This is a genomic window from Thalassotalea sp. 273M-4, from assembly GCF_041410465.1.
Classification (GTDB): Bacteria; Pseudomonadota; Gammaproteobacteria; order Enterobacterales; family Alteromonadaceae; genus Thalassotalea_A; species Thalassotalea_A aquiviva.
Genome location: NZ_CP166961.1, coordinates 514098 through 540946, shown reverse-complemented (window position 1 = coordinate 540946; position 26849 = coordinate 514098). Strand labels below are relative to the sequence as shown.

Sequence of the window (26849 nt, the reverse complement as noted above, 5' to 3'; positions counted from 1 at the left end):
CGCCCAAGAGGATTTTTAATCCCGATAAAACAACATAATATTGACCTTTACGGGTGATTTCTGTGTAAGGTTTATTTATAAAGCGAAGTAATTTAAATTTTTATCTACAAATAGAGCATTAGGTCTTTCCATTTGTCTCGTTTAAAGCGACAATTTATGGCTATAACAATGGAGCAACGAATGTTCATCGAAGTAATCATTTTAGTTTTATCATTAATTGCGCTGGTTTGGAGTGCAGATAAATTTGTTTTTGGCGCTGCTGCAGTTGCTAAAAACTTTGGTATTTCACCATTAATTATTGGCTTGACCATTGTCGCTATGGGTTCATCAGCTCCCGAGATGATGGTCGCTGCAACAGCGGCCCTTGAAGGCAGTTCCGATACCGCAATTGGTAACGTCCTAGGTTCTAATATAACCAACATTGCTTTAGTACTAGGTGCGACTGCCCTTGTTAAACCCCTGATGGTGAGCTCTAGCACACTTAAGCGCGAATTACCTTTACTGTTGTTGGTTACCTGTATTTCAGGTTATATGCTGTATGACTTAAATTTTACGTTTATTGAAGGCTTGTTATTAATGCTAGGGTTTATCATGTTTATCAGCACCCTACTTGTCTATTCGATAAAACAAAGTAAAGAGCAAAAAAATACCGATAAAATGTTGATAGAGGCGGAATTAGAGTTACCTGACTCTGTCAGCAATGCGACCGCATTTTTCTGGTTAATCATTGGGATGGTGCTACTTCCGCTCAGTGCTGACTACCTTGTTAATTCAGCCAGTGCCATTGCTAAGGTATTGGGCATGAGTGATTTGGTTATCGGCTTGACGATTATCGCCATTGGCACGAGCTTGCCTGAATTAGCCGCGAGTATCGTCAGTTTACTTAAAAAAGAAGACGATTTAGCTTTGGGTAATATCATTGGTTCAAATTTATTCAACATTTTGGCGGTATTAGCACTCCCCGGTTTAATCGCCCCTGGGGCCGTCGACCCAGAAGCGGCAAGTCGTGATATTCCGTTTATGATTGCCATCACCCTACTGCTGTTTTTCTTATGTTTCAGTCGCCGACGTGGTTTTAGAGTAACTCGCGTCAAAGGCGCTGTATTATTTATCTGTTTTATTATTTATCAATACCTTATTTTCAGCTAAGCCTAAGGTAGTGAGGGAAAACTATGCCACACGCAGAAGAATTTAAACGACTTGGCTCGCAAGTAATAGAAATAGAACAACAAGCGATAGCAAACTTACAAAATTTTATTGATGATCAGTTTGCCCTTGCCTGCAAAAAAATGTACGAGTGTACCGGCCGTGTTGTCGTTATTGGCATGGGAAAGTCGGGACACATCGGTGGTAAAATTGCGGCGACTCTGGCCAGTACCGGTACCCCTGCTTTTTTTGTCCACCCTGGTGAAGCAAGCCATGGCGATCTAGGCATGATCACCACCGATGATGTGGTATTAGCCATTTCAAACTCTGGCGAGACCAATGAAATATTGGCCATATTGCCCGTCATTAAACGCATTGGCTGCACTCTTATCGCAATGTCTGGCAACCCTCAGTCAACCTTGGCCAACCTTGCCGATTGCCATATTTGCATTAAAGTGCCAAAAGAGGCTTGCCCTTTAGGCTTAGCACCAACGTCAAGTACAACAGCCACCCTGGCGATGGGCGATGCCTTGGCTGTGGCGCTGTTAAATGTGAAAGGTTTTACCGCTGATGATTTTGCGTTATCACATCCTGGCGGTAGTCTAGGCAAACGTTTATTACTTCGCCTTAGCGATATTATGCACACCGATGAGCGAATTCCAAAAATCAACGAAACAGCATTAATCAAAGACGCTTTAGTGGAAATGTCTACCCAAGGTTTGGGAATGACGGCCGTGGTTAACGCGCAAGATAAATTAGTGGGTTTATTTACCGATGGCGATTTAAGACGTATCCTTGATGAAGAAATCAATATTCATACTGCACAAATACGTGCTGTAATGACTCGGAACCCCATTGTTGCTCATGCCGATATGCTCGCCGCACAAGCATTAAAATTAATGGAAGACAAAAGTATCAATGGTTTGATCATCGTCAACCAACATCAGGTTCCAATTGGCGCCATGAATATGCATGATATATTAAAAGCTGGAGTTCTCTAAGTGACCGCAGATTCAATGAACATGACAGACACATTATACGGTCAAGTAGCCGATAAAATTATTGCCAAAGCTAATCAAATTAAGCTTTTAGTGTGTGACATCGACGGTGTCTTTTCCGATGGTCGAATTTATCTGGGTAACGACGGTGAAGAATTAAAGGCGTTCAATACCAAAGACGGTTTTGGCATAAAAGCCTTGGCTCAATTTGGTATTGAAGTGGCGGTTATAACGGGCCGCAACTCAAATATTGTCACCAATCGAATGCAAGCATTAAACGTTAAGCACATTATTCAAGGGCAAGAAGATAAACTTCCCGCGCTTGAGTTCATTCGCCAAAACTTGGAACTAAGCCCTGATCAAATTGCCTATATAGGTGACGATGTGCCAGATTTAGCCTGTATCGAATACGTTGGTTTAGGGGTTGCGGTAAATGATGCCCACCCGCTGGTAGTCCAAGCGGCTGATTACGTGACCCTATTAAACGGTGGTTTTGGCGCGGTTAGAGAGCTTTGTGACTTAATTCTCCAAAGCCAAGGTAAATTAGCCTTGGCAAAAGGCAGCAGTGTATGAGTCGGTTGCATACCATTTCAACCATCATTTTTGCCATTGCCATCATGATTTATGGCTACATTCAATGGCAAAAGTCGATGATGGATGAAACCGAGCCTGTCGCTGATAAAAATATTCCTGACTTTATTGCCCAGAGTTTGAGTTCCAATCAATATGATATTGATGGTAAATTAAGTCATACTATTTACGCAGATGAAATGACCCACTTTGCCGATGAACAGCAGACGCTCTTTAAGAAGCCTCGTTTTACCATTTACCTTGGTGAAGGCAAGCCTAATTGGACTATTTCAGCATTATCAGGCTCATTAACGGCAACCAATCAATTAACCTTGTCAAACCAGGTGAGATTGATTTCCAGTGATGAAAATGGCTTTATAAAAGAAATACAGGGTGAAGAACTGTCGATGGATTTGGTGGTAAAAGAGATCACCTCAGACCAAGAGATAATCATGAAAGGGCGAGACTTTACCCTCTATGGGGCCGGACTTTTCGTTGATATTAATTCTACTCAAATGACCATAAGTGAACATGTTAAAACTATTTACAAAAAACATGCCTATTAAGGCGCTCATCGGCTTAACCGTTATATTAGCAAGCCCAATTACAGTCGCTTGGGATAAAGACCTGGACCAAGAAATTGTGATTGTCGCTAAACGCCAATCCAGTGATTTAAAAAATAAAGTGGCCAATTACATTGAAGATGTGAAAATCACCCAAGGAAGTTTGACCATTGAAGCAGACTTAGTACAAGTTGCGCAAAATGGTGATGGTGACAACAAATCTTACTTAGCCAAAGGCAAGCCGGCAAGGTTTAGTCAGTTATTAGAAGATGGTCAGCTAATCGAGCTTAAAGCGAATGAGATTTCTTATTCCCCTAGCACCAACACGATAACCATTAAGGGTAATGCATCGGTAAGTCAAGAAGGCAGTATGGTGCGCGGAGATATTATTACCTATAACACCGAAACCGAGCAGTTAACCGCAGAAAGCAGTGAAAGTGTCACCACCATTTTAAAGCCTGACAGCAAAGTTCCTGCAAAAGATGAAAAACCAACAGAGCAATAACACATAATGACTTCGGTATTAAAAGCAGAAAATTTAGCTAAATCATACAAAGGTAGAAAAGTTGTTAAAGATGTCAGTCTGACCGTAAACGCGGGTCAGGTTGTTGGCTTACTCGGCCCTAATGGGGCGGGTAAAACCACCTCTTTTTATATGATTGTGGGTTTGGTTCCTAGCGACCAAGGTAGAGTTAGCCTAAATGGTGATGATTTAACCTTATTACCCATGCATGAGCGAGCTCGCAAGGGCTTAGGTTATTTGCCGCAAGAAGCATCGATATTTCGTAAACTCACCGTTGCCGATAACATTATGGCTATTTTGCAAACACGCAAAGATTTAAACGCAGATCAACGACAAGAAAAGCTGGAAGCTTTGGTCGAAGAATTTAATATTGCCCACATCATAGATAATACCGGTCAAAGTTTATCTGGTGGTGAACGGCGCCGGGTCGAAATCGCTAGAGCATTGGCGGCCGATCCACAATTTATCTTACTTGATGAACCTTTTGCAGGTGTTGATCCGATTTCGGTTGGCGATATTAAAAAAATAATTTTACATCTTAAAAATCGTGGTATCGGGGTATTAATTACCGATCATAATGTGCGTGAAACTCTTGACGTATGTGAGCATGCTTACATCGTTAGCCATGGCGAACTTATCGCTGAAGGGGATGCACAGCAAGTGTTAAATAACCAGCAAGTACGTGATGTATACCTTGGTGAGAAATTCACGCTATAGTTATATAACAAACCGATAAAAAATGTATCAGAAACGTCAGGTTTAGCCTGAGTAAAATGGAAGTATTTCAAACATAATGAGACCTAGTCTTCAGCTCCGAATGGGGCAGCATTTAACGATGACACCTCAACTGCAACAAGCGATAAAGTTGTTGCAGCTCTCCACGTTGGATTTACAACAAGAAATCCAAGAAGCCCTTGATAGCAATCCTTTACTTGAAGTCGATGAAACACAACCAATGGACAGCAACGGTGGTGATGAGTTTGACAAAAAAGTCAGCGAAGAAACAGCGCACGCTAACAGCGACAGTCACGATGATGCCAATATCAACTCCGACGAAGTCAGTACATCAGAACAACTCAGTTCAGATGAAATCCCCCAAGATCTTAACGTCGATACAACGTGGGAAGAAAGTTTCAGCGCTGGGGTATCAAACACCGGACTAAAGTCGTCTTCAGATGATGAATACACCTATCAAGGCGAAACAACCGAGTCAATTAGAGATCACTTACTTTGGCAGATGGAGTTAACACCATTTTCAGACACTGACCGCACCATCGCGGTGGCGATTATTGATGCCATTGATGACAGTGGTTATTTGACCATCACAACCGAAGATGTGTTGGCAAGCCTTGGCGATGACGAGGTTGAACTTGACGAAGTTGAAGCGGTATTAAAACGCATTAACATGTTCGACCCGATTGGCGTGGGCGCTCAATCAATCAGTGATTGCTTAATTATTCAGTTAAATCAGTTTGACTCCAATACCCCATATTTAAAAGAAGCCAAACAAATCATTAAAGATCATATTGAGCTTTTGGGTAATCGTGATTATCGCCAATTAATGCGCAAGACTCGCCTTAAAGAACCACAACTGAAAGAGGTTATGCTGTTAATTCATAGCCTTAACCCTCGACCAGGTGATGTTATTGTCGCCAATGATGAGCAATACATTGTACCCGATGTAAGTGTGTTTAAGAAAAATGGCCGCTGGGTTGTTGAACTTAACCCAGATACCGCACCAAGGCTTGGGATAAATCAGCAATATGCTTCTTTGACTAAATCGAGAAACACCGATGAAAGCCAATTTGTGCGTTCCCATTTGCAAGAAGCTAAGTGGTTTATTAAATCCCTTGAAAGTCGAAATGATACCTTATTAAAAGTGTCAAATTGCATTGTTCAACGCCAACAAGCGTTCTTTGAACATGGCCCTGAAGCAATGCGTCCGATGGTTTTAAATGATATTGCTGAAGCAGTAGAAATGCACGAATCAACAATATCTCGAGTCACCACTCATAAGTACATGCACACCCCAAGAGGTATTTTTGAATTAAAATATTTCTTTTCAAGTCATGTCAGTACAGAAAACGGTGGTGAATGCTCTTCAACCGCGATACGAGCCTTGATTAAAAAGCTCGTCGACGCTGAGATCCCAAGCAAGCCATTAAGCGACAGTAAAATGGCGCAGTTACTTGCCGATCAAGGCATTAATGTTGCACGCAGAACGATAGCTAAATATCGAGAATCTTTGGCTATTCCACCTTCTAACCAACGTAAAAGCTTATTGTAGCTTTGAATAAAAGGAAAACGCTTATGCAAATTAATCTATCTGGGCATCATGTAGACGTCACCGACTCTATGCGCAACTATGTTGAGTCTAAGTTTGAAAAATTAGAGCGGCATTTTGATCATATTAATAATGTTCAAGTGTTTTTAAAGGTTGAGAAGTTAGAGCAAATTGCCGAAGCAACTTTACATGTTAACGGTGGCGAAATATTTGGCTCATCATCCGATCAAGATATGTATGCTGCTATTGATGCACTTATTGATAAATTGGACAGACAGGTTTTAAAATACAAAGCCAAACTTACCAAACATTAATTATGAATTTAACAGAATTACTCACTCCAGACTGCACCGTGTGTGCAGTCCCTGGCACCAGCAAAAAGACCGTCCTAGAACACATCAGCAAACTGGCCAGCCAAAAAATAAGAACAAGCAGTGAAAAAGAGTTACTCAATACGTTATTAAATCGTGAAAAGCTTAGTAGTACAGGCATTGGTAACGGCATTGCCATTCCTCACGGGCGTTTAGATAACGCCGACAAAGTCGTGGCCATTTTATTAACAACGGCAAAACCGGTAGAGTTTGATGCTATTGATGATAAACCGGTCGACATTTTTGTTGCGCTATTTGTTCCAAGCCAGCAATGTGAGCGTCACCTTGAAACGCTTGCCAGCATTGCCAAACGTTTTAGTGAAAAAGAATTTTGTCGCAAGATACGTCGTTGCCAAACGTCGGATCAACTCTATCAAACCCTTATCGCTTGTTAGCAGAGCATTATGAAACTTATCATTGTCAGTGGCCGTTCAGGGTCAGGTAAATCCGTTGCATTACGCGTATTAGAAGATTTAGGCTATTACTGTGTTGACAACATTCCAGTTAATTTATTACCCGCTTTAACCCACACCGTCATCAACGATTATGAAAACGTTGCCGTATCTTTGGATGTTCGTAACTTACCAAGTAATCCTGAAGACGCCAAAGAAATCATAGACTACTTACCTAAGACGGTTGAGTTAAGCATTTTATATCTTGATGCCGATGATCAAGAGCTGATCAGACGCTTTAGTGAAACCCGTCGTTTGCACCCGCTTATTCGCAAGAATATGGCGCTTGATCAAGCCATTGAAACCGAAAAGAAGCTATTAGAGCCCGTCTCAAGCCGAGCCAGCTTATATATCAATACCAGTAAGCTAACGCCCCATCAACTCGCCGATCTCGTCAGAGAGCGTATTTTAGGCAGTAAAACGGGGTCTATGGTCATCGTATTGGAATCATTTGGTTTTAAATATGGGGTACCGACGGATGCCGACTATGTTTTTGATGCCCGCTTCTTACCAAACCCATTTTGGGAGCAGGGCTTAAAAAACCACACCGGATTAGAGCAACCGGTGCAAGAATTTTTAGCGAGCCAACCGGTGGTGACGAAATTTATGTGGCAAATAAACAGTTTTATGATGACTTGGTTGCCTCATTTAGAACGTAATAACCGAACTTATTTAACCGTTGCGATTGGCTGTACTGGTGGCAAGCACCGCAGTGTGTATTTAGTAGAACAATTAGCCAAACAATTTCGTAAAGAAAATAAAGACGTACAAATACGCCACCGTGAATTAAGTGCCAATCACCCCAGTTAATCTCAACCAGCGCTCCCCTATGTTTTACTTTATTCATAGGGGTAATAAAAGGACTATAATGACTTCGTTTTCCCGCACCGTTCTCATTGAAAATAAACTTGGATTGCATGCTCGAGCTGCCACTAAGCTGGCCAAATTAAGCATGTCATTTGATGCGAAAGTCACCCTTGATCTTGAAGGTAAATCAGCTGAGGCTGAATCCATCATGGCATTAATGCTACTTACGGGCAGCAAAGGTAAGCATGTCACCATTCACAGCGAAGGGGTTGATGCCAAGCAAGCGCTAGATGCCATTTGTGAATTGTTTTCAAATAAATTTGATGAAGGCGAATAAGCACGACCTTATTTATAGGTCCACTGTTAGGCTTAATATTTGTCGTTTTCATCACACTCCCTCGGCTAAAAGCCTTACCGTTTCTGGTCCTGAAGTAGCTATCTCACCTTCTTATGGTTCAGGCTTTTAAAAGAAAAAGCTGATAAAAGTTCATATATACGATAAACTTACGTCAATAAAATCAAGAAACCAAACCTGTTCATTTACTAAGTAGAATCGGTTTTTATCGGCACAGGGTGATTAATGCCGGAAATATCAGAGCAAGAAATAAGCCAAAAACGATTACTCGAGATTAACACTGCTCTTGAAAGCGGTATGTTTGTCTACGTCCGTAAAATGTTTCAACACATGCCGGCTTACGATATTGCTCTGTTACTTGAGTCTTCGCCAGCGAAAAGCCGACAAGTCTTATGGCAACTTACCGACCCTGATTTTCAGGGTGAAATTCTCGAAGAATTATCCGAAGAGGTGCGTAAAGGCATCTTAAAGAACATGCAGCCAGAAAAACTGGCGGCGGCAGCCGAAGGCATGGACATTGATGATCTAGCCGAAGTTCTTCGAACGTTACCAGACTCGGTTTATCAAGAAGTACTCAATTCGCTTGATAGCCAAGATCAAATGCGAGTAGAGCAAGCGCTTTCATACGAAGAAGATACCGCTGGTGGTATCATGAATACCGATACCATCACACTTCGTCCCGATGTGACCATAGATGTGATTATGCGCTACTTACGTCTTCGCGGTGAGTTACCAGATGCCACCGACTCATTTTATGTGGTCAATCGCGATGACAAGTTTATCGGCTCGGTGTCGTTGGCAAACCTTATTACGGCAAGACCTGAGCAACCGATTTCTGATATCACCAATTATGATACCGTCACCATTCCTGCGGCAATGGATGAGAATGAAGTGGCTACCTTGTTTGAACGCTATGACTGGGTTTCGGCGCCGGTTATTGATGATCAAGGTCACCTGTTAGGCCGAATAACTATTGATGATGTGGTTGATATCATTCGTGAGGGTGCTGAGCACTCAATGATGAGTATGGCCGGTCTTGATGATGAAGCCGATACCTTCGCTCCGGTATTAAAAAGTACCCAACAACGCTCTGTTTGGCTTGGCGTAAACCTGATCACCGCATTGATGGCCGTTGCTGTTTCCAGTTTATTTGAAGGTATTCTATCGCAAATGGCGATTTTAGCCGTGCTCAACTCTTTGGTGCCAAGCATGGGCGGGGTTGCTGGTGGGCAAACTTTAACCCTCGTTATTAGGGGCATGGCGCTTGGTCATATCGGTGAGAATAATGCCCGTAACATATTAAATAAAGAATTGGCTATCGGATTTTTAAACGGGGTGATTTGGGCCCTATTGATCGCTTCAATCGTGTCGATATGGAAGCAGGACTTGTTACTTGGAGGGATCATTGCCTTTGCTATGTTAATGAACCTGACTGCCGCCGGTATTGCCGGGGTTTCAATTCCACTGATGTTAAAGAAAATGGACATTGACCCAGCCCTTGCTGGTAGCGTGATTTTAACAACCGTTACCGATGTGGTCGGTATTTTCGCCTTTTTAGGTACCGCTACCCTGTTGCTAGGTAATTAGGTAATTAGGTTTTTAAGCAAATTAAGCGGGTAAAAACACCTTTAAAATTCGACTTTGTAACACAACCTCGCCCTTTGTTATCACATTATTTTGGCGCTGCGAGTGCTTAGCAACAGCGACAAATCGAAACAGTATTTGTCGCTATTGGTGTTAATCACAGTGGCCAAATGTGCTGGCGTTATTGTCCTGACACCTGCATTTGCTCTATCAATACAGAACCGGTTTGAATACTACCGCGTAAGTCGTAATCCGACCCTGTGGCCACAATATTGGTAAAAATATCTTTTAAATTACCAGCGATGGTGATTTCAGCAACAGGGTATTTAATTTCCCCATTTTCGACCCAAAATCCAGCCGCTCCGCGTGAGTAATCACCATTGACCACATTGACCCCCTGCCCCATTAATTCGGTCACAAGAAGACCGGTACCAAGCTTTTTCAACATTGACTCAAAGTCACCGCCATTAGCCGATATTTGCCAATTATGGATGCCACCAGCGTTACCTGTGGTTTGCATTTTGAGTTTACGCGCCGAATAGCTGGTCAATAGGTAACCTTGTAAAATCCCATCGCTGATGATTTCGCGATCATGGGTTTCAACCCCTTCAGCATCAAAGCTACTGCTGGCAAGTCCTTTTAAGATGTGTGGACGCTCACTAATATTAATATGCTTAGCAAATACCGGTTGACCAAGCGCATCGACTAGAAAAGATGAATTACGATACAAGTTACCGCCACTGATCGCCGCAATAAAATGGCCAAAGATACTGTTAGCGACGTCTGCTCGAAACATCACTGGCACTTTCTGGGTGGTAAGCTTTTGGCTATTTAAACGTGCCACGGCAGCGTGAGCCGCTTGCAATCCTACGCTCTGCGCCGAGGCCAACTGATTAAATTCGCGAGACACTGTATAGCTGTAATCTCGTTGCATATCGTCCCCTTCGGCTGCGATCATCATGCAATTTAAACTGTGGCGAGTAGAGGGGTAGCCAGCAATCATGCCATGGCTGTTACCATAAACTTTAAAGCCTTCATAACTGGCAAAGTTTGCCCCATCGGAATTGCAAATTTTAGGATCAGCGGCAAGTGCCGTTTGTTCCGTTTCCGTGGCTATCGCAATCGCTTGCTCTGTGCTGATAGCTTCTGGATGGTATAAATCAAGGGATTTAGGTGCAAAGGCTAACAGCTCTTTTTCGGCTAAGCCGGAGCAAGGGTCAACCGAGGTATATTTGGCAATATTAATCGCTGCTTGAACCGATTGTTTTAACGCTTGCTCAGACAAATCTGCGGTCGAGGCACTGCCCTTACGTCCGTCTTTGTAAACCGTTAACCCCAGAGCACCATCATTGGTGAACTCGACCGTGTCAACTTCACCAAGTCGAGTCGATACACTCAGCCCTTGTTGTTTACTCATCGCCACTTCGGCGCTGTCAGCCCCCAAACGCTTGGCTAGCTCTAGTACTTGCGCGACGCGCTCTTTAACACTGTTAATATTTTGTTCGATTGATTCTGATTTTTGCATTGTGTCTTGATCATATATTGCGACCTATAAGCAATATCTCACATTCCCCTATGCCTAGGTAGATTGAGATAAACACTTTCACGGTCAGAATTTTCACAGCATACCATAGTTTATTACATACGGCTTGATTCTATTAGGGTAATTGCCCTTGGTTTTATTGTATAATGAAATGATATTCTCTTAGTTGAAGACAATTATGGCCAAAAAGAAAAAACCTATTATCGATGAAGAAATCATCATCATCAGTAAATCTGAGCAAAAGCGTGATGCCAAAGAAATTCAGGAAATGGCTCAAACCATTGCGCGTTATAACAATAATCAACGTAATTTATTACCTTTAAACGAAGAAATCCATCAAGCGTTAAAGCTGGCCGATAAAATTCGTGGTAAACATGACGCCTACGCGAGAAATATTCGTTTTATCAGTAAACAACTGGCTGAACTCGACCTTGAAGAATTAAAGTTCGCGATCCATAAAATTGAAAATAGGCACGCATTTGAGCTGATCAAAAGTGAAAAACTGGAAGCGTTAAGAGCGAAATTAATCGCCGGAGATCAAGATAAATTGGAACAATTACTGGCCGAAAACCCGAAACTTGAACGTCAGAGGTTACGTCAGTTAACGCGACAAGCGGCCAAAGAAATGGCGCAAGAAAAGCCAGGTAAGAGCGTTAAAGAATTGTTTAAGTATTTAAAAGAAAGCGTCGAAATAGAAGATTAATGAGTTGGGCTTGTGCCAAAATGCTGACGCCACAATGTCGTAAGCAAAAAATGTTGTAAATAAAAAGCGAGCACCCAAAAGTTTGAGTGCTCACGATACACCCTATTGGGTTCCACCTATGGTCATAGCGTCAACTTTCAACGTTGGTTGGCCTACGCCAACAGGAATACTCTGCCCATCTTTACCACACACGCCAACACCAGAGTCTAGCGCTAAATCGTTACCGACCATGCTCACTTGTTGCATGGCTTCTGGACCACTACCAATCAAGGTTGCCCCTTTTACTGGTGCGGTTATTTCGCCATTTTCAATTAAATAAGCTTCGGCAGTGGTAAAAACAAATTTACCCGAGGTAATATCGACCTGTCCACCGGCAAAGTTTGGTGCATAAATGCCTTTTTTTACCGACTTTATAATATCGCTAGGATCATGTTGACCGGCTAGCATGTAGGTATTGGTCATTCTTGGCATCGGTAAATGAGCATAAGATTCACGACGGCCATTACCAGTGGGTTTGGTTCCCATCAGGTGCGCATTGTGTTTATCTTGCATGTAACCTTTTAAAATACCGTTTTCAATTAACACATTGTATTGTCCAGGGGTACCTTCATCATCAATGGCAACGGAGCCTCGACGGTTCGCTAAAGTGCCATCATCAACAATGGTGCAAAGCTCAGAAGCTACCTGTTGGCCGATTCGTCCCGAAAATGCAGACGACCCCTTACGGTTAAAGTCACCTTCTAAGCCATGTCCTACCGCTTCATGTAGCAACACCCCTGGCCACCCCGCACCAAGCACAACAGGTAACATGCCGGCAGGTGCATCAATGGCCTGCATATTAACAAGAGCTTGTCTAACCGCTTCTTCGGCGTAGTGCTGATAGCGCGGTTTGTCGCCTTGCGCTTCAAAGAAATAACTGTAACCCGTTCGGGCACCACCGCCAGAGTTTCCGCGCTCCCGGCGACTGCCTTGTTCAACAAGTACCGAACAATTTAACCGCACAAGTGGGCGAATATCGGTTGCGTAAGTGCCATCAGTCGCCGTGACTAAAACCTTTTCATACACCCCAGTTAAACTAACAATCACTTGTTTAACCCGTTTGTCTTGGGCTCGGGCGTGTGCTTCCACCTCATGCATTAGCGCTATTTTTTTATCTTGAGACAAGCTTAACAACGGGTCATCAGCACTATACAAGGGGTGTGTTTGAGAGCGACTAAAAGCTTTTACCGTTTGGCTCTTGTTGTCTAAACTGATCCCGCGAGCAGCATCGGCGGCTTTGGTTAAAGCTTCAAGATGAATGTCATCAGAGTAGGCAAAACCTGTTTTTTCACCACTGATCGCACGCACACCAACCCCGCGCTCAATATTATAAGAGCCTTCTTTTACGATACCATCTTCAAGCATCCATGATTCATGGCTAGAGGCTTGAAAATATAAGTCGGCAAAATCAATATTGCGCTGACAAATACGGCCTAAAGTTTGTTGTAAATCGTCTTGCCCAAGTTGGCAAGCGTCTAAAAGTTCTTGTTCAACAAGATTCATTTGCTATTCCGTTGGTTATTCAGCATCACTGAAAATTGATTATGATTGGCTACAGGTATATCAGCCCGAACTTTGAAAAGCAAAGAACTTTCCAGTACCGCACTGACGTAACCTATACCTTGTTTTAATTGGCTCAAAACCTCTCCCCATGGCGAAATAATCATCGAGTGTCCCCAAGTTTCTCGCCCATTGGCATGCTCGCCTTGTTGGCCCGCAGCCACAATATAGACTTGGTTTTCAATCGCCCTGGCTTGCAATAACGCTTGCCAATGAGCTTCACCAGTGACTTTGGTAAACGCTGCTGGGACACAAATAACATCGGCGCCCAACCCCCTGAGTGTTCGATATAATTCAGGGAATCGAAGATCGTAACATACTGTTAAGCCAATCTGAATGTCGCCTATATTAACACAGGTCGTTCTGTTACCGGGTTTGGTAAATGTTGATTCGCGATAACGCTGTTGTGTGTCTTGTACATCGACATCAAATAAGTGAATTTTATCATAGTCGCCAATACATCTACCTGCTGGCGAAAAAAGCATTGATGAAGCAAAAAACTTTTCTTCTTCCCGGACCTTTTTCGGTACGGTTCCAGCCAGCAAGTAAACCCGATATTGCTTGGCTAAATGTGCTAATTTTTTGCTGATGTCACCGCTGATATTGGCCTTTGCGAGGGCTAATTGATCTTTATCTTTGCCACCAAAATACAAACAGCACTCAGGTAAAACGACTAAGTGCTCAGCACTATTTGGGTATTGTTGGGTTAACTGCTTAAGCTGATTCTCAATTTGAGCTAAATTATGCGCAACATTGGGCTCTGATAACATCTGAATTGCCGATAAGCGCAGTTTATCACTATTTTGCTCCTGACTCGAAGAATCGCCTGTGATCACTTTATTATTGCCCCGACGTCGAGCTGATAGGTTCTAGAATTTGTGCTCTGGGCTTGGCCGCCTGAAGCTTAGGCTGAGTATTTTGCGTAGTTTGCAAACTTTTAGTTTTGGGCTCTAGATCGGTCGGCGAATTAGAAACCAATTCAGTATCAACGCTTGCGCCTGACCAAGCCTTTTGTTGACGATTAACGCCAGCCGCATTTGTTTTTTTATTCGGCTCACCCTTAACATCGGTATTTAACTTTTGATCGGGTTTTGACTTACCGACATTAATATCTCGGCTTTTACGATCGACTTCTTTAAAGTTAGGCTTATCAATAGTCCCTGTTAATTCAAAGTTAATCACTGAGATCACCTCCGCTTTTTGGATCGCTTCATCGGCGGCTAGAATAGCCACTCCCATCAGTGGATTTACCAACCAACCGATGATAACAGGTAAACTCGATGTCACTTTCGGGGCAAAAGACATTTTATAGTCAAGCTCAGAGGTGACCAAATTGGTGTTGCCTTTGACCTTTAAATTGCCGGCGATGGCATTCATTTTCATATTATCGGTATAGACAATACCATCCGTAACATTAAAATTTGCTTTTATGTCACTGTAAAACATTCCCTTAGAAAAGACGTCGCGAAAATCCAAGGTCAGCTTTCGCACTAGAGATTGGAGACTAAATAAAGAAAAAATCCGCGCGCCTTGATCGCTCACATCGGCCAAGTAGCCGTCATTCAAACTGGCTGAAACTTCACCGTTTAAACTGGCGATATTAAATTGATGTAAGCCACCTTGCCAAGTCAACTTTCCGTCGGCTTTTAAGCCACTGTCTTTAATCCCAGATTGGAAACCAAGGGCTTCAACTTCCCTTTCTAAGTCACTACTATTTAGGTTTGCTTCAATTGTTGAGATATGACGTTCACCATTTTTAGTCCAGGTTGCTGTTGCTTCAATCGTTGCATCTTTGCGCTGCGCTTTGATATTTTCAACCGTTAAGGTTTGACTGTCGTTGGATTTTTTTAGTGCAAAACTTAATGCGCCAAAATCTAAGCGTTGATAGGTACAGCTATCACAGGAAAATTTGATTAAAGGTATATCGGCAGGATCAATATCGCCGTTAAATACTTGCTCTTGCTCTACAACCGTTGTCTTTTGCTTCTCGGTTTCATTTTTTTGCTCTTTGGGCTGCGCCGTTTTTTGCGCTAAATGAATAAAATCGGCATCAACCTCTAAGCCTTTACTGGCAAACTCATGATAAAATTTAGCCCGAGTACGAATTTGCTCCGAATTAAGTTGCAAAGCCCACCATTGAGGCTGGTTTAACAGACTAAATTGCAGGTCGGTAAAAGTTTCACCCGCAAAGTTGACTTTAGCAACAGTCCCTCGAATACGTTTTGGTGATGACAACAGTGGCTCACTAACCTGGTCATTGCTGGTGTCTTTTGACTCAGGAATACTGCCAACAATGTCATTGACCAAGTCCCACCAAGGCATAAATTCAACCGTTTTTAACGCCGTATTGATATAAAAGCCTTCTCGAGGCAAAAACATTTCTTCGTTGCCCAAGATCAAATTAGCTCGGCTAAAAGACTGGCTCTGATGATTTAAATCACCATAAAAGTGCAAGTTGTCTTGCACTTTCGCTTCAATGCTAGATTGTTTTGAATTCCCCCAAGCTTTCGCCCTCAGCTGCCAACTCTGCTGTGCATTTTTCTGATAAGGAGCGGGTAAGTTTAAACTCAAATCGGTTAAATCCGATTGTATTGAAACCTCATAATTAAGCTCGCCCTGGGTCGGTATTTTTAACGCTAAATCGCCTTGCCAACGCGCAATGCCATCAACATAAGGTTGCAATTTATTCGGGATTTCTTTGATAAAGTGACGCTTTTCCCAAGCTGCTGTCATGGCGACATCAACTTGGTAATTATCCCCTTTTCTGTTGCCACTAACTTGCATGCCGATAGGCAAACCACGCCAATTTAACGACAACTTATTGGTCTTAATTTTGGCGTTTTCAAAACGGATACTGCCAGCAACTTGGCTAAAGTGCATATCCGGCGCTTGTAAATTCAGTTTTAAGTTATCAAAAAAGAACTCACCCTTAGCTAATGCATTGCTGGTATCGGAAAGAGGTAAATCTAAAGAGAAAGTTCCGTTGACAGCACCCGTCGAATCTAGGAAAGCCATGGTTTCACCAACGCTAGAGGCTAAAGGGCTAGCCAACATTAAGGCTTCGGCTTTTTTTATCTCAGTTTGTATTGGTGTTCGTACCGTCAATACCGAGCCTTTACCTAACTTGGCAATGCCAACGGCGACATCGCTAAGAGGTATATCCATAAGCGTGCCACCGGTAGCACTAATGAGCATAGAATTTTTGGTAAAATTAAGATTAGCTTGCATTTGTTCAATGGCAGGCCAATCTTCGGCAAACTGAAATGTTGCCTGTTCTAAGTCGGCATCAACAACAAACATACCAGCATTATCGGTGTAAGGAAAAGATTGCACCGGCCCATCAACAATAATGCCTGCTTGGGTTAGAGTGCCAGACTTTAGGGCGTTGTTTAAGTAGTTAACCAACCCCTGATCCATCAGGGTTAAGGGTAAATAATATTGAACTTTACTGGCGTCGGCATCGTTAAGCACAGCCGATATCGACAAATAGTCAGACTGGCCATCAATATATTGATATTGCCCATGCCCACTTAAGCGCAGGTCATTATTTATAAAGTCCAATTCTTTAACTTGCAACAGCCAATTCGGTTGTTGGCTATCGAGCAACAATTGAGTCTTGAGCGAACTTATTGGAATAGGACGAGAAAAATGGTTACCAAGGTTTAATTCTGAGTCGCGGGCATTTATTGCAAGCAGGGCTCGTTCATCTTGCCATAGCAACTGAGCGCTGACATTATCAATGCCAGGCAGCGATGCCACTCGGTTTATGCCGACTTGTTCAAGTGCCAACAGAGCCTGTGTAATCCCATCGTGTTTTCGCAATCGTAAATCAGCAACATTACCTTTAAGGTCTAAGCCCTGATAACTTTTAATCTGTGGAAACACTTGCTGGACTAATGGAAATAGCTGCCATAAATGGGTTAATGACAGGTTTTGCATCCGTGCTTCAACCGTATCTTCTGCAAACATTACTTGCAACTGGGTTTTAGGCCATTCTTGCTCGTTAAAGTTTAACGTAATGGGGGTTGATTGAATAAAAAACCCTTGTCCAGACTCTTGCCGATACATTGTCAGCTGTGTTGTTGGTAACACTAATTGATCTTGACGAGTGAAGCTGTTCCAGCTTAATTGGCTTTGCTCAAAAACCACTTCTACCTTGTCGGTACGACCATCGGTTATCTGTAACCAAGACTTAAAGTTAACTTCAGAGTCGAGTCTGTCCCCTTTTTCACCGAGTAGCTTATCTATCCATGAGGCTAAGTCGACACCATTACCTTCTAGATAAATTTGACCGTTAATATCGGTTAAGTCGGTTCCCGTTAGGTCAATCACCAACTTCGCCGAGTTATCAGGATTATCCAAAGTCTCAATCAGACCGATACCACGATGCCTAACGCCTTCGTTTAACCAAGCCAATTTTTTGATCACAAAATCGTGCTGCTTAAACACAGTTTTAAACTGTAAAGTGCTGTTTCTTAATGAAAACCTTTGCAACTGCTGCAGCACCAAATTGGCAACCGAATTTATATCGGTGTGGGCGTCAGGATTTTGCTTGGTTGAGCTTGAAGGGTCTTTTGCATCATTGTGCTGCCACAGTAAAGTCTGATCTAGGATGATATGTGCACCATTTAAGGTGACATTACTGGTTTTAAGTTGCCTAGCTTGGATACTACCCCAAAAGTCGATGCCCAAGTCGACTTCATCCACCGTCACCGAAATCGCGTCACTGTTGGTTAAAATCAAATCATTAACCACCAATGTTGGGCCAAAATTTTGCCAACCAGCGGTTAGCTCGCCAATTTCAATGTCACCTTGGTATGATTGATTAAGGTAGTCTTCAACATCTTGTTTGTAAGTGTGGGCATAGGGTAGAAAAATTCTTACCGAACTTAAGAGCACAGCAACCAATACCAATAACACCGCCAGCGTTTTGTATAAACGACTTAACCAGGTATTTAAATATGCAACAAAGGTTTTCACTACATCATCACCACATCAAATTGCTCTTGGGTATATAACGAGTCAGTCTGAATTTTTATTTGTTTGCCTATAAACACTTCCAGTTCCGCTAGGTGATGGTATTGATCATTTAACATTCCTTCGCTTACCGAAGTTGAACAATAAACAATAAACTTATCTGCATCATAGGCCCGGTTAACGCGAACAATCTCACGTAATATTTCAAAACATACGGTTTCTACAGTCTTCAACTGCCCTCGGCCTTCACAGACCGGGCACTGCGCACACAAAATATGTTCTAGTGATTCGCGTGTGCGTTTGCGGGTCATTTCGACTAACCCCAGTGAGGTGAAGTTGCTGATACTGTACTTGACCTTATCTTTTGACATCGCCAAGTCCAAAGAGTGCAATACTCGCTTTTTATGATCAGAGCTGTTCATATCAATAAAATCAATAATGATAATGCCACCAAGGTTTCTTAGCCTAAGTTGTCGGGCGATAGCTTGTGTCGCTTCGATATTGGTATTGAAAATCGTTTCTTCGAGATTTCGATGGCCAACAAACGCACCGGTATTAATGTCGATGGTGGTCATCGCTTCGGTTTGATCTATGATCAAATAACCACCAGACTTTAATTCAACTTTACGCTGCAAAGCTCGCTGTATTTCATGTTCTACACTGAACAAATCAAAAATCGGGCGCTCGCCTGGGTAGTACTCAACAATTCGATTAAGCTCAGGTACAAACTCTTCGGTAAAGTCCTTAAGTTGTTGGTAGGATGTTTTTGAATCAACTCGAACTCGCTCAAGACCTTCACCAACAAAGTCACGGATGATCCGAGACCCCAGATTCAAGTCCTGGTACAAAGGCATTTTGGTTTGTTTGCGCTGCTTGCGCTCTTGCACTTTACTCCACACTCGGCGTAAAAATGCAGCATCATGCGCAACTTCTTCACAGCCTGCCCCTTCGGCGGCCGTTCGCACAATAAAACCCGCATTATCATCACAAAACGGCTGAACAATTTTCTTTAACCGATTGCGCTCTTTTTCATCGTCAATGCGCTGTGATATCCCCACATGGGATGCGCCTGGCATCATCACTAAATATCGAGAAGCTATGGTTAGATCGGTGGTTAAACGCGCCCCTTTTGTCCCAATTGGGTCTTTTACCACCTGCACCATAAGGTATTGACCTTCATGGACTAAAGTGCGGATATCCGGCACTTCATGTTCGCTATCATCGCCTGAGGTAATAAGTTTGGTACGAATATCAGAGGCATGTAAAAAAGCGGCTTTTTCTAGGTTGATATCAACAAATACCGCTTGCATACCAGGCAATACGCGTATTACTTTTCCCAGATAAATATTACTAACAATGCCACGTTTGGCTTCTCGCTCAACGTGTACTTCTTGTAACGTGCCATTTTCAATTAAAGCAACTCTCGTTTCACTTGGAGTTACATTGATCAATAGTTCACCACTCATCCTACACTCCATCCATGCCTAGGTTGGCTTTAATTAATAATTGTTCTGTTTCATATAAGGGTAAACCAACAACTGAACTATAACTGCCGTTGATTTTTTTAACAAACTTCCCCGCAATTCCCTGAATGCCGTAACCGCCCGCTTTATCTTCGGGTTCACCAGTTTGCCAATAAGCTAACATTTCAGCTCTACTGAGGCGACGAAAGGTAACATCGGTGACCACTGTTTGGGTAAAACAGTGCTCGTTTGAGATCAAAGCTATGGCTGTCATCACTTGGTGAGTTGCGCCTTGCAGGCTCGACATCATGGCAATAAAATGATCTTGGTTTTCAGGCTTGCCCAAAATATTACCATGACTTACTACGATGGTATCAGAGCCTAATACCCAAGCCCCTTGCTCGTTCACTTGCTGCAAGCAGGCTTCGGCTTTTTCGATGGCCATTCTGTTAACGTAGTCTCGTGCTTGCTCATTAGGGCGTACATCTTCATTGATATGAGATGGTAAGATACGAAAAATTGGCGTCAATTGCGCCAGTAACTCTTGCCGTCTAGGCGATTGTGAAGCCAAATACAACATGCTAGGTTACCCGAAACTGCCTTCTTAATTTTCGTAATAGTAAAAACACTATCCACCAAATAATGGTGGTGGCTATTACAGGCTTTAAATAAGCGAGCGAAAAGCCAATATCGAGCACAAATCGTTGAATCCAGAACACGATCAAATGATAAAACGCCGTTAATAAGCCAATTATAAGTGACTGTTGCCAAAGAGAATAATTTCTTATTTTTTGAAAATTATTAACCAGTACATAAACCACGATAGCGGTTGCTATGGCATTAACGCCTAAAATGGAGCCAAGTAATACGTCAACAATAAAACCAACGCCCCAAGCCGATAACACATTCACCCGATTCGGTAATGCTATCGCCCAATAAGCCAGCACCAATAAAGCCCAATTAGGCCTGTAAGCATCAATATGAATGGGTAAAGGCATAATGGTAAACATCAGCGCAAAAATCACGCTTAACCAAATAATGTAATTATTTCGCTTTTGTTTCATCGTATTATCATGCCCCCGCTACCGATTTTGTTTGCGACGAAGGCTGATTAGCAGGCCAAATTAATAACAGATATTTGATTCGATCAAATTGTACCAAAGGTTCAACATCTATCTTGGCAAATTTTCGATTTGGGTTATTTGACACTAGGGTTACTTTGGCAACCGGATAGCCCGTGGGAAATTTACCGCCTAAGCCCGAAGTAACAAGCAAATCACCCACCTTGATGTCGGTAGAATGGGGCATATTGTTCACTTCCATACGAGTATCACTACCGGTACCATTGGCGATTATACGCACCCCATTACGCTGTACTCGAAGCGGAATTGAATGAGTAATATCGGTCAACAGTAACACCCTTGAACTATTGGCACCAACATGCAGAACTTGCCCGACAACCCCTTGTTCATTAATCACCGCTTGTCCTTCAAAAATACCTTCTTCAGTGCCTCGATTTATCACCACTTGATGACTGTAAGGATCACTGTCTACTGCTAAAATTTCAGCTAGCATTTTTTTATGTTCGGTTTTAACCGGGGCTGTCAGCAGGCTTCGCAGACGATCATTTTCTTGTTTGAGGATATTTAATTGCAGTAATTTTTCTTGTTGTAACACTTGTTGAACTTGATAGCGCTGATTTTCTAACATCAATTGCTTGCGTGATACTAAGTTTTCAGAGGCAAAATCAAGAAATAAATTAGGGGTATTGGCGAGATATTGCAAAGGACTTACTAGGGATTGCAAATAGCCACGAGCGGTTTCAAAGCTGGCTAATTTATGGTCGCAATAAATGAAGGCACTTGAAAGTACAAGTGCCAGCATGATGCGTTTATGACTGGAATAACCATTCAAAAAAATGGGATTCATATCTACCACAAAGGCAGCTAATGCTGCCTATCTAAAATTAACTTCGAGTTGTTTATTCGTAAGCGAATAAATCACCACCGTGCATGTCGATCATTTCAAGTGCTTTACCACCACCACGAGCCACACAGGTAAGTGGATCGTCTGCGACAATAACAGGAATACCCGTTTCTTCAGCCAATAAGCGATCTAAGTCTTTTAACAGCGCACCACCACCTGTAAGTACCATACCTCGTTCAGAAATATCAGATGCCAACTCCGGAGGCGATTGCTCAAGAGCAACCATAATCGCACTGACAATACCGCTTAATGGTTCTTGTAATGCTTCCAAAATTTCATTGCTATTTAGGGTAAAGCTACGCGGAACCCCTTCTGCTAAATTACGGCCACGCACTTCGATCTCAACCAGCTCTTCACCTGGATAGGCACTGCCGATTTCTTGTTTAATACGTTCTGCTGTTGCTTCACCAATTAGGCTACCAAAATTACGACGTACGTAGTTAATAATGGCTTCATCAAATTTATCACCACCAATACGTACCGAAGAAGAGTAAACCAAACCGTTTAATGAAATAATGCCAACTTCCGTCGTACCACCACCGATATCAACAACCATTGAACCAGTCGCCGCAGATACGGGCAAATCAGCACCAATAGCGGCCGCCATAGGCTCATCGATTAAGTAAACATCGCGAGCACCTGCACCTAGTGCAGACTCTTTAATCGCTCGGCGTTCTACTTGAGTTGAACCACAAGGAACACATACCAAGACTCGAGGGCTAGGACGTAAGAAGTTATTTGAGTGTACTTGCTTAATAAAGTGTTGAAGCATTTTTTCAGTCACAAAGAAGTTAGCAATAACCCCATCTTTCATGGGACGAATCGCTTCGATATTACCCGGTGTTCTCCCCAGCATTTGCTTGGCTGCGGTTCCCACGGCAGCAACACTTTTATTACCACCCGATTTGTCTTGGCGAATAGCCACAACAGAAGGCTCGTCTAAAACGATGCCCTGATCTTTTACATAAATTAATGTATTTGCTGTTCCCAAATCTATCGATAGATCGTTTGAGAACATGCCACGTAATAGTTTAAACATGGAATGAAGAACCCTTTAGCGTTTAGCTGTATAAAATATTGTTTCCAATAAAGGCTCGCCAACTGGACCTTTACTGGTTTTCTCGTTGGCCTAATAGCTTGTGGTTTGACCCAAGACTTGTCTCTGTAACCCGCAAGACAAGGTTGCCCTGCCTTGCTTAACACCTTGATAACTGAAAAAGATGTTTGCCTTATTTTATTGGGTTAAATCTTTTACGAGACTTGGCGTGTATGACCGCTTACCACTAGGCGTTATAATTTCAAAAATAAAAGCCATAATAACGCACTCGGCAATTAAATGAACCCTGATTTTGATAAAAAAACACAATTTCTCGTGTTTTTTTTTTAAATTTTCTTCCCCTTGTTTAAAAGCACTGTTCACAATGGGTCGAACCTTATTGCTACACGGTTAAAAAGCGTTGACCGATTATTTAACTAACGGGTTGTGTTTATTAGAAATATCTTGCCATATATCGTATATAGATAGGGCGGTTGAGGCTGTTTAAAAGTGCGCTTAAATCAGTACACTTTCGTAAAACACCGTCCAGTGGTGAAATCTTCAATGACTATTTGAGCTTGCAAATACTAGGGATTATCAACGACAGGTGCTTGCCTCTCCTTAAACTCTATCTGTACTGTTCTTGTCGCTGCCACGCTACCAAATTGGCAAATACCGGTGGATCGCACGGTGTAATACATTTGCTCATCGACATTAATAGCATCACATTGCACCGTTGCCACAACGCAATTTTCAAGCCCCCTGATTTGACCTATTGAAATGGGTGTTTGTTTTAAACCAAGACAGGCTGGATTGCCCTGTATTGGCGCTAATTTTTGCTGTGCCCATTGGCTACCCGAGTGTGCGGCTAAAAATGCCCTTGCACCTAAGATTTCATACGATAATGCCTCTGACGATGTGGAGATAATTTTACTTATTACGGCGGCGAATAAGCTAAATAGCACAATCATAACAATGGCCATAATAAGACTAAAACCAGCGCATACTTTGCTAGGGTTGACCATTTTGTTAAGGCGTTTGTTCAATGTATACCCCATATCTAAAGACGATAGATTCGCCGTTGCGTGAGAAAGCCAAATTAACGTGTACGACCCCAAAAGAGCTAAATGCGCCTTGATAGCGAAAAGCCGGCGAATTGACTGCGCTAACATTTTCAGCCATCAAGACCCCCATTTTCTGAACTCTTGCTTCGGGTTTAAATCCATAATCTGAATGCCGATAAAGCTCCTTTGTCGCCATAGATAAACAGTAACTTACCGGTAACGATCCGATAAATAACTTTCGATGTGGAGAGTGAGCTGCAAATGTCATTGCTTTTTTTAAATCAATCTCCCAAACCTCTTGTTGTTCATTAACCGAGCCCATATTACTGGCGCGAAGCGCACCTAAATCATAGGCATCGTTTGGCTCTAACGGCGCGACAATAATTCTATCTGTACGCTCTTGAATATAAGGAAAGAGCGGGCGTACTATTTTAATAATTGAGCTTTGCAGGTCACTTTCAGCGGCAAGTTCGGTGTAAAAGTGCGCACTTTTGATCGGCACAAATTCAATGCATTGAGTATCCCCATCTTGGCTTAGACGAATGCTATTAGGGATCGCATTTTGAAGCTCTCGATTTAACCTATCTAGCGCAAAACGTGCATCCGCCGCCATGGCATCTCGATTACTGACATCGATAAAGACTTGACTGCCGATACCTAAAAAGCCAATAAAACCAGAGGCAAGGATGCCAACAATGGCAAGGGTTAAGACCAGTTCAATGAGCGTAAATCCTGCTTTTTTTATCATTACAGGTTTGCCTTATGAGTGGCCAATACTATCTCTGTTCCAAATTCTGTGGTAACAATCACCCTGATCTGTTTAACCAATGATTCGTCGGTAATAGCACGGCCATCGTAAAACGCTGTTGCCCCACTATAATCATTATCATATGTCACCTGCACCAATACTTTAAAACCAGGATATATCGCTGAAATATCACTGCCATTCGAATCTTCCAAGCCTTGGTAGAAGTGATAATCATCAACATCATCAAACAGTAAGCGCGACGTTTCTCCTGCATCGGGACCAAAATTTGCAATGCCTGTACACGCAATAATACCCCGACTGTCATTGCATCGTTCAAATTCTGACAAGGAGGTTGAATGTTCATCAAACGCTTTTAACCTAATTTCATTGATTAAGGATTGAGCCAATGTCACAGCCTTAATCAACTGAAGGTGATCAACACTTTGCTTTTCGCGAGGCAACAAAGCACTGATAAGAAATCCCGCCAAAATAGCCATTATCGTCATCGCCACAATCAATTCTATTAAGGTTATCCCTTTTTGCTTAACACGCATGAATATACCCTTGCGACTCTATGCATATGCTTACCTTCACTTCACCAGTGAAGGTTATTATGCACCCTTGCTTTCTATCACATTCTTTCACCCTCCCCCATGAATCAAAGGTTAACTCTGTCGCGGTTGATTTTAGAGAAATATTGGCAGCATCAGGAAACACAAAACCACGATTGTCGGGTTCCCAGAGAGAGCTAAAACTTGGTTTAAAACAAGGTCTTTGGTCGGGGATACCGTATCGAGACGTGTCAACAAGCAGTTGATGGCACTGCAGTTCCGCCGTGTCTTGCATGGCTTGTTGCTGAAGTAGGCGCAGAGTTGAAATCATTTGATTACGATAGGCAATAACGTTAACCCCGCCTTGCCCCAGCAGTCTAGGTCCGAGGTACACACTCAGAATACTTATGATTAAAATGACCAACACTAACTCAATCAAGGTAAAACCATGTTTATTCTGATACGGAGTACTTGGCTTATTCATAGGCATTTATGTCAGGTTTTTATGTTAGGTTTTTATGTTAGCTTTTAGGTTGATATTTAAGTTGCGTTAAGTGGTTAAATGCATGCTTATAGGTTTAAAGTCGAAACGCTGCCTTGTGATCTGGCAAATACTCTCTTGATTACCAGTATAGCGTATTAAAACGAGGGCTTATGACAGCGAAAGGCTCTTAAACGATAAAATTGGCAAGGGCATAAGCATTCTTTACAATCAATGACGTACCTAACAACCTTTGCATTATCGCACAGAGGGCTAAAAGGTACTGAGATTGGTCTGAATAAGACAAGCATCAATGCTAAGCTCCTAGCTTAACAACTCGACAGAGCGCTTCGTTTGAGCAACCCAAAATGAAAAACACGCAAAGAAGATAAACAAAAAAACCGCCGAAGCGGTTTTTTATTAAATCAATAAGTCGATTAACAACCTTCTGTGCTAACCGTTACTAATGGACGAACATTAACTGCTGCACTAGTTAAATCGTACACGACTTGACAAGTTGCAGGCTCAGTAGGGGCACTTTGAAGATTTGAACCGCCACTTGCGCCACTGTGTGAGAAAGTCACTGTATTGGTATCAACCACACTAACAATGTCAGCATCCAAACTTAATAATTTAACCATGTCTGCTGCTGTTGGCCAACCACCGTTTACCAAGGTAATTGTCTCACCAGAAAAAGCTATTGTGCCACCTGCTGACTTACCATCGATTAACGCTTTAGCGTGTGCCATATCAATCGCAGAATTTACACTGCCTTCGACGCCTTTGATAACAGCGGCACGAGCATCGCCGGCCAAATCAAAAAACTTTGGCATCGCGGTCGCGGCCAAAATGCCTAATAACACGATAACTAATACCAGTTCGATTAACGTAAAACCTTTTTGCTTCATTTAAATACCTTACCAAAGGATTATCTTTAACTGTTGCTCATTATATCGACTTTTTTTGCAATACAATGGTGTACTTTGTATTGAAATTGTTAAAAAAGGTATTTAAAAACATCAAATAAACGCTCAGCAAACGTTTG

At 42.4% G+C, this 26849-nt stretch carries 27 protein-coding genes; 13 read left to right on the top strand and 14 right to left on the bottom strand.

The genetic code is table 11. From position 1 onward, the window contains the following. Positions 1-180 precede the first annotated feature (180 nt). The 12 genes from ACAY00_RS02350 (at position 181) to mgtE (ending at position 9656) form a co-directional block, all read left to right on the top strand. Complete coding sequence (locus ACAY00_RS02350; protein ID WP_371379499.1) at positions 181-1149, top strand: calcium/sodium antiporter; 969 nt, start codon at positions 181-183, stop codon at positions 1147-1149. Positions 1150-1172: 23 nt separating this feature from the next. Beyond that, on the top strand, positions 1173-2147 hold the full coding sequence (locus tag ACAY00_RS02345; RefSeq protein WP_371376696.1) for a KpsF/GutQ family sugar-phosphate isomerase: 975 nt from the start codon (positions 1173-1175) through the stop codon (positions 2145-2147). Positions 2148-2168: 21 nt separating this feature from the next. Further along, positions 2169-2717, top strand: a complete 549-nt coding sequence (kdsC, locus tag ACAY00_RS02340; RefSeq protein ID WP_371379497.1) for a 3-deoxy-manno-octulosonate-8-phosphatase KdsC — start codon at positions 2169-2171, stop codon at positions 2715-2717. Beyond that, complete coding sequence (gene lptC / locus ACAY00_RS02335) at positions 2714-3280, top strand: LPS export ABC transporter periplasmic protein LptC (RefSeq protein ID WP_371376694.1); 567 nt, start codon at positions 2714-2716, stop codon at positions 3278-3280. Before kdsC ends, lptC begins: the two co-directional genes overlap by 4 nt. Then, positions 3270-3782 (top strand): lipopolysaccharide transport periplasmic protein LptA, encoded by a 513-nt coding sequence (gene lptA, locus ACAY00_RS02330; RefSeq protein WP_371376691.1) that lies wholly within the window; start codon positions 3270-3272, stop codon positions 3780-3782. Before lptC ends, lptA begins: the two co-directional genes overlap by 11 nt. A gap of 6 nt (positions 3783-3788) precedes the next feature. Then, complete coding sequence (gene lptB / locus ACAY00_RS02325; protein ID WP_371376688.1) at positions 3789-4517, top strand: LPS export ABC transporter ATP-binding protein; 729 nt, start codon at positions 3789-3791, stop codon at positions 4515-4517. 76 nt (positions 4518-4593) lie between these two features. Further along, entirely contained in the window at positions 4594-6087 is a 1494-nt protein-coding gene (locus tag ACAY00_RS02320; RefSeq protein ID WP_371376685.1) for an RNA polymerase factor sigma-54, read from the top strand. A 23-nt stretch (positions 6088-6110) separates the two neighbouring features. Then, on the top strand, positions 6111-6398 hold the full coding sequence (hpf, locus tag ACAY00_RS02315) for a ribosome hibernation promoting factor (RefSeq protein WP_371376682.1): 288 nt from the start codon (positions 6111-6113) through the stop codon (positions 6396-6398). A gap of 2 nt (positions 6399-6400) precedes the next feature. Continuing rightward, positions 6401-6850: a PTS IIA-like nitrogen regulatory protein PtsN gene (gene ptsN, locus ACAY00_RS02310; protein WP_371376680.1), complete on the top strand. Its 450-nt coding sequence runs from the start codon at positions 6401-6403 to the stop codon at positions 6848-6850. A 9-nt stretch (positions 6851-6859) separates the two neighbouring features. Next, a complete protein-coding gene (gene rapZ, locus ACAY00_RS02305) occupies positions 6860-7717 on the top strand; it encodes an RNase adapter RapZ (protein ID WP_371376677.1) in 858 nt (285 codons plus the stop codon). A gap of 58 nt (positions 7718-7775) precedes the next feature. Then, positions 7776-8051, top strand: a complete 276-nt coding sequence (locus tag ACAY00_RS02300) for an HPr family phosphocarrier protein (protein ID WP_371376674.1) — start codon at positions 7776-7778, stop codon at positions 8049-8051. Between the two features lie 243 nt (positions 8052-8294). Then, positions 8295-9656, top strand: coding sequence for a magnesium transporter (gene mgtE, locus ACAY00_RS02295; RefSeq protein WP_371376672.1), 1362 nt, complete (start codon positions 8295-8297; stop codon positions 9654-9656). Positions 9657-9834: 178 nt separating this feature from the next. Here the strand turns inward: mgtE and pmbA are convergent, their stop codons facing one another. Beyond that, a complete protein-coding gene (gene pmbA, locus ACAY00_RS02290) occupies positions 9835-11178 on the bottom strand; it encodes a metalloprotease PmbA (protein WP_371376670.1) in 1344 nt (447 codons plus the stop codon). A 196-nt stretch (positions 11179-11374) separates the two neighbouring features. Here pmbA and yjgA point away from each other — a divergent pair, with 196 nt between their 5' ends. Next, positions 11375-11899 carry a ribosome biogenesis factor YjgA gene (yjgA, locus tag ACAY00_RS02285; protein ID WP_371376667.1) on the top strand — a complete coding sequence of 175 codons (525 nt, stop codon included), beginning with the start codon at positions 11375-11377 and terminating at the stop codon, positions 11897-11899. A gap of 102 nt (positions 11900-12001) precedes the next feature. Here the strand turns inward: yjgA and tldD are convergent, their stop codons facing one another. From tldD to ACAY00_RS02220, 13 genes are all read right to left on the bottom strand, one after another. Further along, positions 12002-13441: a metalloprotease TldD gene (gene tldD / locus ACAY00_RS02280; protein ID WP_371376665.1), complete on the bottom strand. Its 1440-nt coding sequence runs from the start codon at positions 13439-13441 to the stop codon at positions 12002-12004. Then, positions 13438-14334, bottom strand: a complete 897-nt coding sequence (locus ACAY00_RS02275) for a carbon-nitrogen hydrolase family protein (protein ID WP_371376662.1) — start codon at positions 14332-14334, stop codon at positions 13438-13440. The genes tldD and ACAY00_RS02275 overlap by 4 nt, the downstream gene beginning before the upstream one ends. A gap of 4 nt (positions 14335-14338) precedes the next feature. Next, entirely contained in the window at positions 14339-18478 is a 4140-nt protein-coding gene (locus ACAY00_RS02270) for a YhdP family protein (RefSeq protein WP_371376659.1), read from the bottom strand. Next, positions 18478-19941, bottom strand: coding sequence for a ribonuclease G (gene rng, locus ACAY00_RS02265; protein WP_371376656.1), 1464 nt, complete (start codon positions 19939-19941; stop codon positions 18478-18480). The genes ACAY00_RS02270 and rng overlap by 1 nt, the downstream gene beginning before the upstream one ends. Position 19942: 1 nt before the next feature. Then, the gene (locus tag ACAY00_RS02260) at positions 19943-20518 is read right to left on the bottom strand and encodes a nucleoside triphosphate pyrophosphatase (RefSeq protein ID WP_371376654.1); all 576 of its coding nucleotides are present in this window, start codon (positions 20516-20518) and stop codon (positions 19943-19945) included. 1 nt (position 20519) lies between these two features. Next, positions 20520-21002, bottom strand: coding sequence for a rod shape-determining protein MreD (gene mreD / locus ACAY00_RS02255; protein ID WP_371376651.1), 483 nt, complete (start codon positions 21000-21002; stop codon positions 20520-20522). A gap of 7 nt (positions 21003-21009) precedes the next feature. Beyond that, positions 21010-21867, bottom strand: a complete 858-nt coding sequence (gene mreC, locus ACAY00_RS02250) for a rod shape-determining protein MreC (RefSeq protein ID WP_371376649.1) — start codon at positions 21865-21867, stop codon at positions 21010-21012. Between the two features lie 52 nt (positions 21868-21919). Then, positions 21920-22963, bottom strand: coding sequence for a rod shape-determining protein (locus tag ACAY00_RS02245; RefSeq protein WP_371376646.1), 1044 nt, complete (start codon positions 22961-22963; stop codon positions 21920-21922). Positions 22964-23547: 584 nt separating this feature from the next. Further along, a complete protein-coding gene (locus tag ACAY00_RS02240; RefSeq protein ID WP_371376644.1) occupies positions 23548-24006 on the bottom strand; it encodes a hypothetical protein in 459 nt (152 codons plus the stop codon). Continuing rightward, positions 23990-24772 (bottom strand): PilW family protein, encoded by a 783-nt coding sequence (locus ACAY00_RS02235; RefSeq protein WP_371376641.1) that lies wholly within the window; start codon positions 24770-24772, stop codon positions 23990-23992. Before ACAY00_RS02235 ends, ACAY00_RS02240 begins: the two co-directional genes overlap by 17 nt. Then, positions 24772-25326, bottom strand: coding sequence for a prepilin-type N-terminal cleavage/methylation domain-containing protein (locus ACAY00_RS02230; RefSeq protein WP_371376639.1), 555 nt, complete (start codon positions 25324-25326; stop codon positions 24772-24774). The genes ACAY00_RS02235 and ACAY00_RS02230 overlap by 1 nt, the downstream gene beginning before the upstream one ends. Beyond that, positions 25316-25807, bottom strand: coding sequence for a type II secretion system protein (locus ACAY00_RS02225; protein ID WP_371376636.1), 492 nt, complete (start codon positions 25805-25807; stop codon positions 25316-25318). Before ACAY00_RS02225 ends, ACAY00_RS02230 begins: the two co-directional genes overlap by 11 nt. A 434-nt stretch (positions 25808-26241) precedes the next feature. Further along, positions 26242-26712 carry a type II secretion system protein gene (locus ACAY00_RS02220; RefSeq protein ID WP_371376633.1) on the bottom strand — a complete coding sequence of 157 codons (471 nt, stop codon included), beginning with the start codon at positions 26710-26712 and terminating at the stop codon, positions 26242-26244. Positions 26713-26849 lie beyond the last annotated feature (137 nt).

What these genes read in the sequence shown, in the direction of transcription:
- ptsN (WP_371376680.1), top strand. Translation starts at nt 6,401, where the DNA reads ATGAATTTAACAGAATTACTCACTCCAGACTGCACCGTGTGTGCAGTC.
- mreD (WP_371376651.1), bottom strand. Translation starts at nt 21,002, where the DNA reads ATGAAACAAAAGCGAAATAATTACATTATTTGGTTAAGCGTGATTTTT.
- mreC (WP_371376649.1), bottom strand. Translation starts at nt 21,867, where the DNA reads ATGAATCCCATTTTTTTGAATGGTTATTCCAGTCATAAACGCATCATG.
- rng (WP_371376656.1), bottom strand. Translation starts at nt 19,941, where the DNA reads ATGAGTGGTGAACTATTGATCAATGTAACTCCAAGTGAAACGAGAGTT.
- kdsC (WP_371379497.1), top strand. Translation starts at nt 2,169, where the DNA reads ATGACAGACACATTATACGGTCAAGTAGCCGATAAAATTATTGCCAAA.
- pmbA (WP_371376670.1), bottom strand. Translation starts at nt 11,178, where the DNA reads ATGCAAAAATCAGAATCAATCGAACAAAATATTAACAGTGTTAAAGAG.
- yjgA (WP_371376667.1), top strand. Translation starts at nt 11,375, where the DNA reads ATGGCCAAAAAGAAAAAACCTATTATCGATGAAGAAATCATCATCATC.
- ACAY00_RS02320 (WP_371376685.1), top strand. Translation starts at nt 4,594, where the DNA reads ATGAGACCTAGTCTTCAGCTCCGAATGGGGCAGCATTTAACGATGACA.
- ACAY00_RS02235 (WP_371376641.1), bottom strand. Translation starts at nt 24,772, where the DNA reads ATGATAAAAAAAGCAGGATTTACGCTCATTGAACTGGTCTTAACCCTT.
- lptB (WP_371376688.1), top strand. Translation starts at nt 3,789, where the DNA reads ATGACTTCGGTATTAAAAGCAGAAAATTTAGCTAAATCATACAAAGGT.
- rapZ (WP_371376677.1), top strand. Translation starts at nt 6,860, where the DNA reads ATGAAACTTATCATTGTCAGTGGCCGTTCAGGGTCAGGTAAATCCGTT.
- mgtE (WP_371376672.1), top strand. Translation starts at nt 8,295, where the DNA reads ATGCCGGAAATATCAGAGCAAGAAATAAGCCAAAAACGATTACTCGAG.
- ACAY00_RS02260 (WP_371376654.1), bottom strand. Translation starts at nt 20,518, where the DNA reads ATGTTGTATTTGGCTTCACAATCGCCTAGACGGCAAGAGTTACTGGCG.
- ACAY00_RS02225 (WP_371376636.1), bottom strand. Translation starts at nt 25,807, where the DNA reads ATGAATAAGCCAAGTACTCCGTATCAGAATAAACATGGTTTTACCTTG.
- ACAY00_RS02345 (WP_371376696.1), top strand. Translation starts at nt 1,173, where the DNA reads ATGCCACACGCAGAAGAATTTAAACGACTTGGCTCGCAAGTAATAGAA.
- ACAY00_RS02220 (WP_371376633.1), bottom strand. Translation starts at nt 26,712, where the DNA reads ATGAAGCAAAAAGGTTTTACGTTAATCGAACTGGTATTAGTTATCGTG.
- ACAY00_RS02300 (WP_371376674.1), top strand. Translation starts at nt 7,776, where the DNA reads ATGACTTCGTTTTCCCGCACCGTTCTCATTGAAAATAAACTTGGATTG.
- ACAY00_RS02230 (WP_371376639.1), bottom strand. Translation starts at nt 25,326, where the DNA reads ATGCGTGTTAAGCAAAAAGGGATAACCTTAATAGAATTGATTGTGGCG.
- lptC (WP_371376694.1), top strand. Translation starts at nt 2,714, where the DNA reads ATGAGTCGGTTGCATACCATTTCAACCATCATTTTTGCCATTGCCATC.
- tldD (WP_371376665.1), bottom strand. Translation starts at nt 13,441, where the DNA reads ATGAATCTTGTTGAACAAGAACTTTTAGACGCTTGCCAACTTGGGCAA.
- ACAY00_RS02350 (WP_371379499.1), top strand. Translation starts at nt 181, where the DNA reads ATGTTCATCGAAGTAATCATTTTAGTTTTATCATTAATTGCGCTGGTT.
- lptA (WP_371376691.1), top strand. Translation starts at nt 3,270, where the DNA reads ATGCCTATTAAGGCGCTCATCGGCTTAACCGTTATATTAGCAAGCCCA.
- ACAY00_RS02245 (WP_371376646.1), bottom strand. Translation starts at nt 22,963, where the DNA reads ATGTTTAAACTATTACGTGGCATGTTCTCAAACGATCTATCGATAGAT.
- hpf (WP_371376682.1), top strand. Translation starts at nt 6,111, where the DNA reads ATGCAAATTAATCTATCTGGGCATCATGTAGACGTCACCGACTCTATG.